Source organism: Bacillus sp. FSL R5-0443, from assembly GCF_038608285.1.
Lineage (GTDB): Bacteria > Bacillota > Bacilli > Bacillales > Bacillaceae > Bacillus > Bacillus velezensis.
Window position 1 is genome coordinate 2149958 of sequence record NZ_CP152013.1, and the last position, 15388, is coordinate 2165345.

General features: G+C 50.8%; 2 protein-coding genes. Both read right to left on the reverse strand.

The features are described from left to right. Positions 1–18: 18 nt before the first annotated feature. Positions 19–7668: an amino acid adenylation domain-containing protein gene (locus tag NYE28_RS10635; RefSeq protein ID WP_342490045.1), complete on the reverse strand. Its 7650-nt coding sequence runs from the start codon at positions 7666–7668 to the stop codon at positions 19–21. Between the two features lie 15 nt (positions 7669–7683). After that, a complete protein-coding gene (locus tag NYE28_RS10640; protein WP_337681436.1) occupies positions 7684–15381 on the reverse strand; it encodes an amino acid adenylation domain-containing protein in 7698 nt (2565 codons plus the stop codon). Between the last annotated feature and the right edge of the window lie 7 nt (positions 15382–15388).

Below are 15388 nucleotides of genomic sequence, written 5' to 3' on the forward strand. Positions count from 1 at the left end.
TCTCCCCGTCGCCTTTTTCTACAGTTCCTCGACAAAACTCGCTATGCTGTCCAAATCATCAGATGTTAACGTTTTGCTGCTAAAATCACTAACGGTTTTTTCTGCTTCCTCTTTGCCTGTGCAGTGCGCCATAATATCACGCAAATATTGCTGTAAAGTTTGCAGCAGCTGTTCCATCGTTTCTTTGCGGAAGCGGCTCGGCGGATAGCTCAAACTGAAGTGAAGTTTGTTTTGTGCGGCCATCGCGCTCATTTCCACCGCTTGTTCCCGCTGCCATGTCGGCGTGATGTCGTGCCCGCTTGCAAGACCGGACAGACTGAACGTGTGCTGATCTTCTGTATCATTGAATTGCCCTAAATAGTTAAAGCTGATTTCAGGCGCTTGTCTGAAGCGGATTGTTTTTTGTTCAGGCGGTGTCATGTATTTTAAAATGCCGTAGCCTATTCCTTTATCCGGTATTCTTCCGAGTGTGTCTTTGACCGTTTTTACCGCCGTTCCAAGCTCAGCGCCTGCTGTGTTCAAGTCAATGAGCACCGGATACATGGAGGTAAACCAGCCTACGGTGCGGCTGATGTCGAGCTCCGGCATGATGTGCTCTCTCCCGTGCCCTTCCATCGCGATGCGCAGTCTGCCGCCCCCTGTCCAGTCCCGTAAAGCCAAAGCTGCGGCAGTCAGAAGAATATCTTGCGTATCGGTATGGTAGGCCCGGTTTACCTGCTGAAGCAAAACGGACGTTTCTTCTTCTGTAAGCGTAAAGCTTACCGTTTGCCGAATGTTTTCGGCTCCCGTCTGATGCTGCGGTTTTTCATAAGGAAGTTCGGCGGCTGTTTCTTCTTCAATAAAACGCCAATATTCTTCTTCACGCATCAGCTTGCTGCTTTTTGCGTATTCTGAAAGCCTTTCAGCGTATTGCTTAAACGAATCGGTCTTTGGCGGAAGCTGGACCGGCTGACCTTTTACGGCTTGAGTGTAAGCGGCAGATAAATCCTCCAGCAAAATACGCCATGACACTCCGTCAACCGCCAGGTGATGTACGGTGATGAATAAATAATCCCCGGACCGGGTTTTGAACCAGCCGGCTTTTAATAACGGGCCTTTTTCAATATCCATCCGCTGTTGGAGCGCAGCGACTTCACTTTCTATTTCTTTTTCCCAAGTATCTGTCTCAGACAGATCCCAAATGTCCAAGCTGTACAGTTCATCTTTTTGAATACCGTGATTGATTTGTCTGAAACTTTCGTTTTCTGTACTGACGGTGATCCGGAGTGCATCATGATGAATGACAAGATGCTGCAAGGCTTCTTTGAGCGGCTGTTTATGCAATGCGTCAGAGCTGAACATCATGACGGACTGATTGAAATGATTTCTGTTTTCCATCCGCTGTGATAAAAACCACTGCTGAACGGGTGTCCAAGGTATGTCTCCTTCCACCGGCCGCTGATCGATGACTCTTTCCGCTTTCCGGATAAGTGGCGCGAGCTCCTTAATGGACGGATGCCGGAATAAGTCGCTTGCCGTCATTTTCCACCCATAGCGTCCGAGCCGTGCGGAAACTTGCAACGCTTTGATTGAGTCACCGCCCAATTCAAAAAATGAGTCCTCAATCCCGACTTGTTTTGCGCCGAGCACTTCCTGCCAGATCACGGAAAGCTGTTCTTCAAGCTCATTGCGGGGAGCTGTGTACGCGGTTTGAAGCGCGAGCTCCGGTTCGGGCAGATTTTTCCGATCCAATTTACCGTTCGGCGTAAGCGGCAGCTTCTCAAGTTCCATCATATAGGCCGGAACCATGTAATTCGGCAGTTGCTTAGACAGTGAAGAACGCACTTTTTCTGTATCCATGTCCGCCTGCAGACTCATATATGCGATCAGTTCTTTATTGCCGGACTGCCCGGTTCTGACTGACACGGCAGCTTCTTTCACGCCGTCCAGGCTCCTCAGTGCGGCTTCAATCTCTCCCAGCTCCACCCGATAACCGCGGATTTTCACTTGATCATCCATCCGCCCGGCATATTCGATCGTTCCGTCCGGCAGCCAGCGGGCTAAATCTCCGGTGCGGTACATCCGTTCTCCGGGAACAAAAGGATTAGGGACAAATTTTTCTTCCGTCAGCTCAGGGCGGCCGAAATATCCTCTTGCCACACCGTCTCCGCCCGTGCACAATTCGCCGATGACGCCGATCGGCTGCGGTGTTCCCCTGCTGTTTATGATATATGCGGTTGAATTTCCGACAGGGCGCCCGATCGGGATTGAATGATCGTATGATTGTTCAATCAAAAAGCAAGTCGAGAACGTCGTGTTTTCAGTCGGTCCGTATCCATTCCATACTGAGAGATGCGGCAGCGCATTCCGAACCCGGTTTACATGGCTTGGGGACAGTGCTTCCCCGCCGATAATCAATCGGGATAATCCGGAAAACACGTGTTCATTTTGTTCTGATAAATGGTTGAACAGAGACGATGTCAGCCACAGTGTCGTAATGCCGTTTTGCTGTATAAATGTTTCCAGAACATCCGAGTCGAGATAGGTTTCCTGGTCACTTACATATAAAGAAGCGCCGTTTAAAAGCGGACCGAATATTTCAAATGTCGTAACGTCAAATCCTAATGATGAAGTAAACAATAGTCTGTCTTCCGGCGTAAAATCAATATAATTGCTGTTTTTCACAAGGCGGATCACGCTTCGCTGTTCAATCATGACGCCTTTTGGCGCACCTGTTGATCCGGACGTATAAATCATGTAGGCCAACGATTCAGGTCCGCCGAGCGGTTCGGGATTTTCTGAACTCAAGCCGGCCTTTGTTTGAATATCCTCTATGAATAAACGTTTTCCTGAAAGCGGCAGACCGTCAAGTTTATCAGATTGGAGAAGAATATCAGCTTTACAGTCTTTAAGCATCCATTCAGCCCGTTCCCGCGGCACATCGTCACCAATAGGCAAGTAGGCGCCTCCCGCTTTTAATATTCCGAGGATTCCGGAGGCAAGCTCTGTTGTGCGGCCGGTTAATAAGGCGACAACGCTTTCCGGACCGACGCCATTTGATCGGAGAGCCGCCGCTATTCTGTTAGCCCGTTCGTTCAGCTCACGGTATGTCAAGATTTGTCCATCATATACAACTGCCCGGGCATCGGGGGTTTCTTTTGCCTGCCGCTCAAATAAACGGCTGATGGTTTCGTGTCTTGGGTAATCGCTTTTCGTCTGATTAAACTGATAAATGACGCGATTTGTTTCAGCATTATCCAGTACGTGAATGTCACCAAGCGGTATCGCTTGGTTTTCAATTACTTTTGTAAGAATACGTGTAAAATAACAAAGCCATTTTTCAATTGTCTGTTTTTGATAGATATCTGTATTGAATTCAAAATCAAAGCTGATGGAACCGTCAGACCCTTCTGACGCGTAAAGCGTGGCATCAAACTTTGCGGTTTTATGACTTGTATCCGCAGCTTGAGCCAAATGCAGCTTATTTAACACCAGGGATTCACGCTCCATATTTTGGAGCACAAACATAACGTCAAACAGCGGATTGCGGCTCGTGTCCCGCTGCACGCCAAGCCGTTCCACCAGCTCTTCAAACGGGTAGTCCTGATGCTCATAGGCCTCAAGCGCCGCCTGGCGGACTTCCGCTAAGTAATCGGTGAACCGTTTGTCCCCTTTCGGCTCCGTTCTGATGGCGAGCGTGTTGACGAACATGCCGAGAATCGGTTCAAGGTCTTTGTGCGGACGCCCGGCAATCGGCGAGCCGACGATGATGTCTTCCTGCCCGCTCAATCTCGCGAGTAACGTATTGTACGCGGCGAGAAGCACCATATACAAAGTGGAGCCGTGATCCCGGGCGATTCGGTGAAGGCCGGATGCCGTTTCAGCGTCAAGCGCGCACGATACGCTGCCGCCCGCAAAGCTTCTGACAGCCGGACGGGGCTTGTCAGCCGGAAGCTCAAGCACCGGAAGCTCTCCTTCAAGCCGCTTCAGCCAATAGGCTTCCTGCTTCTGGTACCCTTCTTTCTCCTGAAACGACCGCTGCCAGACGGCATAGTCTTTATATTGAAGGCGCATCGGCGCAAGCGAACGGCCTGCGTACAGCTCGCCGAATTCTTTTATCAAGGTGTTGACGGACACACCGTCAGAAATAATATGATGCATATCCGTTAATAAAAGATGACGTTCGTCCGATTCTTTCACGAGAGCCGCACGGAAGAGCGGCGCTTCTTCCAGACAAAACGGCCGGACGAATGCGTCAGCTGACTCGGCCTCATCCAGCTGAAACGGCACGCTGTCATGGATGCGCTGCACCGGTTCGCCGTCAGGCCCCGTTTCAAAGGACGTTCTGAGCGACTCATGCCGCTCCACAAGCTGCCGGAACGTCTCCTCCAGCCGGCCGCGGTCAAGCGGGCCCGTCAGTTCCAGCACAGCCGGCATATTGTAGCCGACACCGCCGTCTTCAAGCTGCTGGAGCACATACATCCGTTTCTGCGCCGAAGACACCGGGTAGGTGTCCTGTGTTTGCGCAGGCTGAATCGCTTCATACGGGCTTTCTTCCAAGTCCTGAATAACCGAAGCGAGCTCTTCCACCGTCGGCCGGGCGAAGATGTCCTGTAACGGCACCTGAACACCGAACTCTTTGGCGATGCGGGAGACGAGAGCCGTCGCTTTTAACGAATGGCCGCCCCGCTCAAAAAAGTGATCCCGGATGCCGACGGGGCCGTTTTTCAGCACCTCTTCCCAAAGGGCGCAAAGCTTCATTTCCGTGACGTTCCGCGGGGCGGTGTACGCCTGTCTGTCTGCCGCTCCGTCGGGAGCCGGCAGCGCGCGGCGGTCAAGCTTTCCGCTTGGCGTGACCGGCCATTCGCTCATCTTTATGAACTGAGCCGGCATCATGTAGGCCGGAAGGCGTGTCGCAAGCTCCGCCCGCACGTCATCGCTTTCCCGTCCTTCAATATAGGCGTAAAGCGCGGTTTCGCCGTGTTCGTTCCGGGCGGTGACCGCCGCCTCACGAATGCCGTCGATGCGCCGGATCGCCGCTTCGATCTCTCCCGGTTCAATCCGGTAGCCGCGGACTTTCACCTGTCCGTCTGAACGTCCGAGCCATTCGACTAGGCCGTCTTCTGTCCAGCGTGCGATATCGCCCGTCTGATACATGCGTTCTCCCGGGTAAAACGGATCATCGAGAAAACGCTCCTCCGTCAGCTCAGGCCGGTTCAGATAGCCCCGGGCCACCCCTGTCCCCGCGATGTACAGCTCTCCTGCCACGCCCGCAGGCTGGATGGTTCCTCCGCTATCTAATACATACAGACGGGCACCCGGAACGGGTTTACCAATCGGAAGCCGCGTCCGTCCGCTGTCCCGTTTTCGGTCACAGACGTAAAACGCCGCATCCACCGTCGCTTCCGTCGGCCCGTAGCCGTGAATAAGCACGGTCTCCGGCAGAAGATCGGCAAACCGGGCAGCCGTAAGCGGTGAAAGAGCTTCCCCTCCGGCAAACACGCGTGTCAGTGTTCTGCCGAGGTGTGTTCTTGTTTCCGCAGGCTCTGTTTCCAGCGCGTCTAAAAAGCTGTTGACCATCGCCGGAATAAAATGCGCGGTCGTCACCTTTTCTGAGGCAAACGCTTCAATCATCCGCACAGGATCTTTCTCCCAGCCGGCCGGAAGCAGATACACGGAGGCGCCGGACATCGTCCACCAAAACAATTGCCAGATGGAGGCATCGAAAGAAAAGGATGATTTCAACACGATAATATCCTCTTCCGTTAGCGGGAACTGCCCTTGCATCCCTGATAAAAAGGCGGCGGCCTGACGGTGTTCAACAGCTACTCCCTTCGGTGTTCCCGTCGAACCGGACGTATAAATGATATAAGCGAGCGAATCGCTATCCGCTTCTTCAGAGACAGCCCCTGTCTCCGTCTCGCCTGTCAGAGAAGAAAGAGACACTTCAAGCGTCTCGCCGGAAAAACCGGAAACGGATAACCCCGGCTGTGCAAGCAGGAGACAAGCGCCGCAGTCATCGAGCATATAACGCAGCCTGTCCTCAGGATACTCCGGGTCAAGCGGCACGTAGGCGCCGCCCGCTTTTAACACGGCAAGCACAGAAACCACCATCTCCGGCGAGCGTTCAGCGAGTACGCCGACCATGCTTTCTTTGCGGACGCCTTTTTGGCGGAGCCGAACAGCGAGTCTGTCTGTGTACTGGTCAAGCTCGGCGTACGTCAGCATGCCGCCCGGAAAACGGAGCGCCGGACGATGCGGCGAAAGCGCGGCACGGCGGGCAAACAGCCCGTGAAGCGTCGGAGCCGGCGGTTCAACCGTTTCTGTACGGTTAAACGCATCAAGCATACTTCTGGCTTCACACGCATCAAGCAATGCGATCTCGGAGGCGCAAATTTCAGGATCGGAGATGACTGAATTCATCATATGCCGTAAAAATGTTTCAATATTCTTCATAAAAATACGATCGTATATACCGGTATCAAAGTTTAAGCGGATATAAAGAGAATTTCCCGGAATCACCTTTATGCTGCATCCGTAGTTTGTGACTTCCTCCATCGTGAAATCTTCTACCGCAAAATCAAATGAACCGGCCTGACTCACATTTTCAATTTCACGCTGGGCCGGCACATTTTCAAACACGATAATGTGGTCAAACAGCGCTTGCTTCAAAGGGCTTTGTGCCTGAATGTCATACAGCGGATAATAGCTGTACGCTTCTGCTTGCAGCGTCTCCTGCTGCAAATGCCTGACGAGCTCCAGAAAAGAAAATGAACCGCTTTTCACCCGCACGGGAATCGTATTAATAAACAGCCCCACCATTTTTTCCACGCCTGCGAGATCCGACGGCCGGCCGGAAACGACAGAACCGAAAACGGCGTCATCACAGCGGCTGACACGCTGGAGCAAAATGCCCCACAGTGCCTGGAACACTGTATTCAGCGTTGCTCCCGCCCTTGCCGCAATGTTCTTCAACTCATTTGTCTGCTCTTCAGAAATGGTGAAAACCGCCTGCTCAAGTTCGCCATTTGGTTCCGCGGATTTTTTCGGAAGAGACGCCGATTGCTCAAGATCGGCAAGTCTCGTTTTCCAAAAAATCTCGGCTTCTTTACGATCCTGCTTCATGAGCCATTTAATATACTTTCCATATGACTGAACAGGCTCGAGAGACGGGAGCCGCCCGTCTCCGAGAGATTGATAGATCATCAGAAATTCCTTCATGACAATTCCGAAGCACCAGCCGTCCATGACGATATGATGATGGCTCCATATACAAACATAGCGTTCAGGCGCTTTTTTCAAAATGGAGACTCTCATGAGAGGGTCTGATTGCAAATCAAAGCCTTTATCTTTATCTTCTTTTCTGAACCGGTCGGCATATTTATCTTGTGCCTTCTCGTCCAAATGAGAAATATCATGAAACTGAACGCGGCTCGGCCTGTTTTTCAACACGACTTGGCGGGGCTTCGCCACATTCTTATGAATAAATGTCGTACGGAAAATATCGTATCGTTCAAAAACAGCATCTATACTTTTTTGGAATCGTTCCCGGTCAAGCTGTCCGCTGATCGTAAACACCGCTTGTTCGAAGTAGGCTCTTGAGTCATGATCCAACAGAGAATGAAAAAGCATGCCCTCCTGCATAAAAGATAAAGGATATATATCTTGTATTTCCGGTTGCTGCCCCATTGCGCCACTCCTTTTCTATAGTTTGTTGACGGCTCCCATAATGTCACTCAGATCTTCCAGCGTTAACTCCTCGTCACTGAAATCAGCGGCGCTCCATTCACGCTCCTCTTTGCCTGTGCAATGCGTGATGATTTGCTTGAGAAAGGCATGAAAACATCCCGTCAAAACTTCAATCGTTTCTTTTTGATACTGAAAACGGTTGTACACGACATGCATGCTGAGACATTCCGACGATACGGAGCCGCTGATATCAAGTGTGTACGGACGTTCCCAGTCTGGGCTGACTTCATTTCCCGCTTTTACGGGAGAAACACCAAAGCCGCTGGAACGGATTTCACGGTCAAACTGTCCCAGATAGTTAAAACTGATTTCAGGAGAATCGGATTCAGTCTCTTCCCAGAGTTTGCTTATATACTTCAGCACCCCGTATCCCGCTCCTTTATGCGGAATGCGGCGCATCATGTCTTTTGTCCGCTTAATGTGATAGCCGAGCCGCTCGCCGTCATCAGCCTGATCTTGAAAACTTGCGTCAACCAATACCGGATAAATTGACGTAAACCAACCGATGGTTCTGCTGATATCAAGATGCTCCAAGTGCTCTTCCCTTCCGTGGCCTTCCATGCTGATTTTGAATGTCTCGTTTCCGGTCCATCTGTTCAGCGCAAGGCTTAACGCGGCAAGCAATAATTCACCCGTCTCTGTTGTGTATGCTCTGTTCGCTTCCGTTAACAGCTGCTCAGTCTCCTGTTTCGTCAATGTAACGGTCATCACATCTGTATCTTTCAGAAGATTGGAAGAGATGCGGGCATCTTTCGGAAGCGGTTCGACCGCCGCTTTTTCTCTTTCGGACCAGTAGTCTGCTTCCTGTAACAGCCGGCGGCTTTTTGCATAATCAGAGATTTGCTTCGCGTAAGTCTGATAGGAATCGGTTTTTGCCGGAAGCGCGGTTTCTTTTCCTTCGAGCGCCTGCCTGTAGCACGCGGTGAGATCTTCAAATAAAATCCGCCATGATACCCCGTCAATGACAAGGTGATGAATGGAAAGCAGCAGATGATCGCCATCATTAGCGTGAAATAATCCGACAGCTACGAGCGGACCCGTCTCCAGCCGAATGGAAGTTTGAATACGGGCGGCCGCCTGTTCAATTGCGGCGTGCTCCTCTTGTAATGACCCTTTCCCTCTCACGTCAAGCGTTTCAAACGTAAAGAGTTCTTCTTCAGAAAGCTTTTCCGCTCTGTTATATTGAATCACCGATCCGTTTTGCGTGCCGCATACCATCCGTAATGCGTCATGATGAACCGCAAGCTGTGCCAACGCTTTTCTCATAGCAGATTCATTGATTCTGTCCGCACTGCGGAGCATTACGGACTGATTAAAATGATCATGCGGCAATGATTGCGACAAGAACCAGTGCTGGATCGGCGTCAGCGGCACGTCTCCCGTGACGGGAGCCTGATCAATCACGCGGCGGACTTTCCGGAGCCGCATCGATACTTCTCCCAGTGTCTGATGCTCGAACAGCTCGCGGACGGTCGTTTCATAGCCCTGCTGTTTCAGCCTCGCACATACTTGCAGCGCTTTAATCGAATCCCCGCCGAGATGGAAGAAATGAGCATTGGGGCCGAGGCCTTCAACACCTAAGAGTTCTTCCCAAATGTCAGCCATCATTTCTTCAGTTTCATTTCTCAGGCTGATATCATCTCCAAGGCTATCATTTAATTCAGGCTGCGGGAGCGCCTTCTCGTCCAGCTTCCCATTCGCCGTCAAAGGCAGTTCATCAAGCGCTATCAAGCGGGCGGGAATCATATATTCCGGCAGAAAAGCTCTGAGAGAGGCCTGAATCTCTGCTTCTTTTATCTTTTCGTTCCCGTGTAAGACCGCGTATGCGTAAATGGAGTGCTGACCGTGCTGATCAGCACGTGTGATCACGGCGGCCTCTTTCACGGAGGAAAGCTCTTGCAGCGCTGATTTAATTTCTCCCAGCTCAATTCTGTGGCCTCTGACTTTTACTTGCGCATCTTTCCGCCCGACATATTCCAGTTCGCCATTTAAGAGCCTTTTGGCGATATCACCCGTCCGGTAGAGCCGCATGCCGGAAACGTGCGGATTCGTGATGAAACGGGAGGCGGTTAAATCATCCCTGTTTACATATCCCCTCGCGACGCCTTCCCCGCCGATATAAAGCTCACCGGGAATTCCGATCGGCTGCGGATTCATATAGGCGTCCATAACAAAAGCATGAAGGGTTTCCAGCGGTCTGCCGATATTGCTTTTGTTTCTCTCAATATCATCCATATTCAGTTTTTTGCATGTGACGTGAACCGTGGTTTCCGTAATACCGTACATATTAACAAGCTCCGTCTCCGGGTACTTCTCTTTCCAGCTTTTCAGCATGCCGGGCTGAAGCGCTTCTCCGCCGAAAATGACATATCGAAGCTTCAGCTTGTCCGTATGCCCGGCCTCTTCATGAATGAGTCCGGAAAAAGCCGTCGGCGTTTGGTTCAGCACCGTTACGCCTTCACTTTGCAGCAGCTGCCGGTACAAATGCGGATCACGGGCTGTGTCTTTCGGCACGATAACTACCTTTCCGCCGTATAAGAGCGCGCCGAATATTTCCCAGACAGAAAAATCAAAGCAATAGGAATGGAACAGCGTCCAGACGTCTTCAGAGCCGAAATCAAACGGCAGTCCTTTATGTGTGATAAGGCTGATGACATTGCGGTGTTCCGTCATAACGCCTTTCGGTTTTCCGGTTGTGCCCGATGTGTAAATCACGTAAGCCGGCTGTTCAGGCGTTATCATTTCTTTCGTTCTGTCTGCTGAAACGGATTCAGGCTTATCGATGTATAAAACCGGCAGCCCGTCCATTCCGGATATCCCAAGACCCGATTGCGTCAACAGAGCACGCGCGCCGCTGTCAGTCAGCATAAATGAAATCCGCTCGTCCGGATAGTCAGGATCAATCGGCAGATAAGCTCCTCCCGCTTTTAAAATACCGAGAATCCCAATCAGCATATCCGGAGATCGTTCGGTCATAATTCCGACAATCTGTCCGGAGCGGATGCCGTTTTCCGACAGCATATCGGCGATTCGATCCGCCTTTTCATTGAGCTCGCGGTAGGTGAGACGCTCATGAGACATGACGGCTGCAATTTGATCCGGCATTTTTTCCGCCTGTGCTTCGAATAAACTGACAATCGTTTCATGCCTCGGATACTCCGCCGTTTGATTTTCCGCTTGAAGAAGCATCTGCCGCTCGTTTATGCCCAGCAAATGAATGTCAGACAGCTTCCGTTCGTAATCCGCTGCAATTTGTCCTAAAAGCTCTTTAAAATGACCGGCCCACCGTTCGATCGTATCTTTTTCAAACAACGCGGTACTGTATTCAAAATGAAAATCCAGTGAGCCATCTGGCCGTTCCTCGGCATGAAGCGTCAAGTCGAATTTTGAAATGTCATGCTTCACTGCATGTGAAGAAACGGATAAGCCCGGAAGGTTCACTTCGAAATCATCACTGTTTTGCAAAACGAGCATGGCATCAAACAGCGGATTGCGATTGACTTCCCGGTGTGTATCAAGCTTTTGGGCAAGTTCTTCAAACGGGAAGTCCTGATGTTCAGCCGCGCCGAGGGCGAGCATTTTCACCTCTTCTAAATAAGCGCGGAATGTCTTATCCCCTTTCGGCCTGCTTCTCATTGCCACGGTATTTACAAACATGCCGATGACCCCGTCAAGCTCAGCGCGGCTTCTGCCGGCCGCAGGTGAACCGACGACAATGTCTTCCTGTCCGCTCAATTTAGAAAGGAACAAGGAGTAGCTTGCCAAAAGAATCATATACAGTGTCGAACCCGTCTCATCCATGAGCTGGCGCAAGTTCTCCGCCGTTTCCTTTTGAAGGCGCGTTCGAACCGCGGACCCGCTGAAATCAGGAAGCTGCGGGCGCTTTTTATCGAGCGGCAGATCAAGTACGGGAATGTTTTCCCCGATCGTCTCCAGCCAATAACGCTCATGTCTTTTGAATTCTTCAGCGGCAAACCGCTCATGCTGCCAGACGGAAAAATCTTTGTACTGGAGTTTTAACGGCCGCAGCTCTTTTCCTCTGTACAAATCCGTCAATTCTTGAATCAGAACGCTCATTGACACACCGTCTGCGATAAGATGATGCATATCAAGCAGCAGAAAATGACGTTCTTCAGTAACTTTGGCTAAAGTCACTCTCAAAAGCGGCGCTTTTTCCACGTCAAACGGTTTGACGAAAGTTTCCATCACCTCTTGAAGAAGGTTCCCGGATGGCATGTGAATCTCTGTGAGGTCAAGATCGACATGTGCATGTATTTGCTGCATCGGCTCCCCGTTTCGTAAAACAAATGAAGTGCGTAACGCTTCATGCCTTTGTAACAGCGCTGAAAAGGCTTCGTGCAGGCGATCCCGGTTGAGTCTGCCGCTCAGTTCCAGACAAGCCGGCATATGATAGCCCGTACTGTCCGCTGCAAGCTGATGAAGGGCATAGAGCCTTTTTTGCGCAAAAGATAGCGGGTACAAGTCCTTTGCCACAGCAGGCGTGATTTCTGCATATTCTCCTCTTTTCCTCTGTTCAAGGAAGCGGGCCATGCTCTCGATGGTCGGATGTTCAAAAACATGGCGGACGGCAAGTTCAATTTGCAGCCGTTTATGTATGTTTGAAACAAGCGACGCGGCTTTCAGCGACTGTCCGCCGATTTGGAAGAAATCATCTCTCATACTGATGTGTTCCCGTTTCAGCACTTCTTGCCAAATAGACAGCAGCTCAGTCTCAAGCATTGTGCGCGGAGCTTGATAATCACCGGTTCTCTCGGCTTCTTTCGGCTCAGGAAGTGCGGCCCGATCAAGTTTTCCGCTCACAGACAGCGGCATTTCCGTTAATTTGGTAAAGCTTCCCGGTATCATATAAGCAGGTAATCTCCCGGCCAATTCAGCGTGCGGTTTAAATGTCACACCCGCATTTTCCAGTACGACATAAGCTGCAAGCTCCTGTTCCCCGTCCGCCATTTTGCGCACGGTGACTGCCGCCTCTTTTACCCCGGACAGACTTCTGAGTGCCGTTTCGATTTCTCCTAATTCAATTCTGTAACCTCTTACCTTCACCTGATCGTCAAAGCGTCCCATGTATTCAATCGTTCCATCCGGTAAAAATCGGGCTGCATCTCCCGTTCTGTAAAGCCGTTCACCTTCACGAAACGGATGAGGGGTAAAGACTTTGTCCGTCAGCTCTTTTTGCTGAAAATATCCGTCCGCCAGACCTTTTCCGGAAATACACAGTTCACCGACGGCTCCGACCGGCTGCAGCCGATCTCCGTGCATCATATAGACAGAAGTGTTGGCAATCGGGCGCCCGATCGTAATCCGGCTGCTTTTTTGCAGGTTGCGCAGAATCGTCGTGGCCACACTGTTTTCCGTCGGGCCGTATTCATTCAGCAGCTCGGCATTCGGGCATATGCCGCGGCTCGCTTCCACGATATCAGGAGTGGCCGCTTCCCCGGCAAATGTCACCGCCCGAAGCGTCTGCGCATCCTTTTTCGTCAGCGAATCAAGCAGAACGCGATACAGAGACGGAACGATCAGAAGATGGCTCACTCCGTGTCGGGTGATTTTCTGTTTTATTGAAAGGACGTCTTTCGCATCATCTTCATCAGTTAACAATACACAGGCGCCCGACAGAAGCGGAGTGAAAAGACTCGTTAATGACCCGTCAAATACGTATGAAAAAAGATGAAGCGCTATGTCCCCTTCTGTCATCCCGTATTCTTCACGCCGCCATTGCAATGTATTGCTGATCGCTTTGTGTTGTACAAGCACCCCTTTCGGCCGGCCTGTCGTTCCGGAGGTGTAAATGACATACGCCCAATTTCCGCTGTCAGATACCGGCGGAAGCGGTGAAGTCTGCTGGGAAACCGTTTCCTCCATGATGACGACGCTGCCCTTGAAATGCGGCGGAATGAGGGGGAGCAGGTCTTTTTCAGTCACGAGCAGTGAGGCTTCACTGTCTCTCAGTAAAAATGAAATCCGTTCAGGCGGGAATTCCGCATCAATCGGCATATAGGCGCTGCCCGACTTCCAAATTCCGAGCAGAGCGGCAACCGTACTCATTGATCGGCGCAGCATAACAGCGGTGATCTGGTCGGGGCGTGCGCCTTTTTCCCTTAACGCATGCGCAATCTGATTCGCCCGCTGATTTAATTTCTTGTAGCTCCAGCTTACCCCGTTATATCTCAACGCCTCTTGGTCAGGCGTTTTTGCCGCCTGTTCTTCAAACAGCCCATGAACGGTTGTCTCAGGGTACGGACGGTCCGTTTCGTTAAACGAATGAATCAAGGCTTCTTCCTCCGGAGGCACGAGACTGATGCTTGATAAAAGCCTGTCCGGATCTTCCGTTACACAGGAGATGACCTCCAGAATATGCCCTTTGATCCGTTTCATGTCTTCCCGATCGTAGATGCCCGCATTGTAGCTGAATTTCACATAAAACTCTTCTCCCGGAACGATGACGACGTTAAGATCGTAATTGGTTTCTTCCGCCATCGAAAAGTTTTCAAGTGAGAGCGCACTGCTTTCCGTTTGCTGCCAGCCGTTTACCGCAGTCTGCATCTGAACCGGATAATTCTCAAAAACCAGGATGTGGTTCAAGAGATCTTTTTGCAGACCGCTCTCGTTTTGGATGTCATAAAGCGGATAATAGCTGTGCTCTTCCGCAGCGAGTGACTCTTTTTGCACCTTTTTGAGGAGAGAAGAAAAAGTCATATCCCCAGCCGCGCGCACCCTTACCGGCACGGTATTGATAAACAGTCCGGCCATGGATTCAATGCCGGCGATAGCTGACGGCCTGCCGGAAACAACTGAACCGAATACCGCATCTTCAGTGCCGTTGTAACGGTGGAGAAGCAGTCCCCAAATGCTCGTAAATAAAGTATTCAGCGTGACCCCGGTGCTTCGGGCAATGTCTGTCAGTTTTTGCACGGTTTCAGACTCAAGGGAAAATTGAAAATGCTCAGATGCATAACCGTTTTGCGCCGGCTTATTCTTCGTTTGCGGAACGGAAACGACTTCTCCGTAATCTTCCAAGCAGCGCGACCAGAACGCTGACGTTTCTTCTTTATTCCGGCTTCGGAGCCATTTGATATAAGAACTGTAAGGAGCCGGACTGCCGAGGTTTACAGGCCGCCCGTTTCGGATCGCATAATACATGCTGAAGAAATCTTTCAGCACAATGCCCAAGCTCCAGCCGTCCATCATAATGTGATGGTGAGTCCAAACGCATGTATGGCGGTTTTCTCCCGTTTGAAAAAGAGTCAGGCGCATTAAGGGGCCTTTTTGCAGATCAAAGCCCTTATTCCGGTCGGTTTCCTTGAATTCCTTAATGATGTTTTGCTGCTGTTCTTCCGAATAATCTGAAATGTTCTCAGTCTGTACGGCTGTGTCACGGCGTGAAAGGACAACCTGCTGCGGCCCTTCAAGGTCAGGCACTTCTTTTATGAAAATCGTTCTGAAAATATCATAACGGCTGACAAGCATATCCAGACTTTTTTGGAATGTATCAATGCATAAATCCCCGCTGACTGTAAACGAAATCTGCTCGACATATGCGTTTGATCCGGAATCCAGAAGCGAATGAAACAGCATGCCTTCCTGCATATATGATAAAGGGTAAATATCTTGAATTTCTGTCGCTTGTGTCACGAATGCC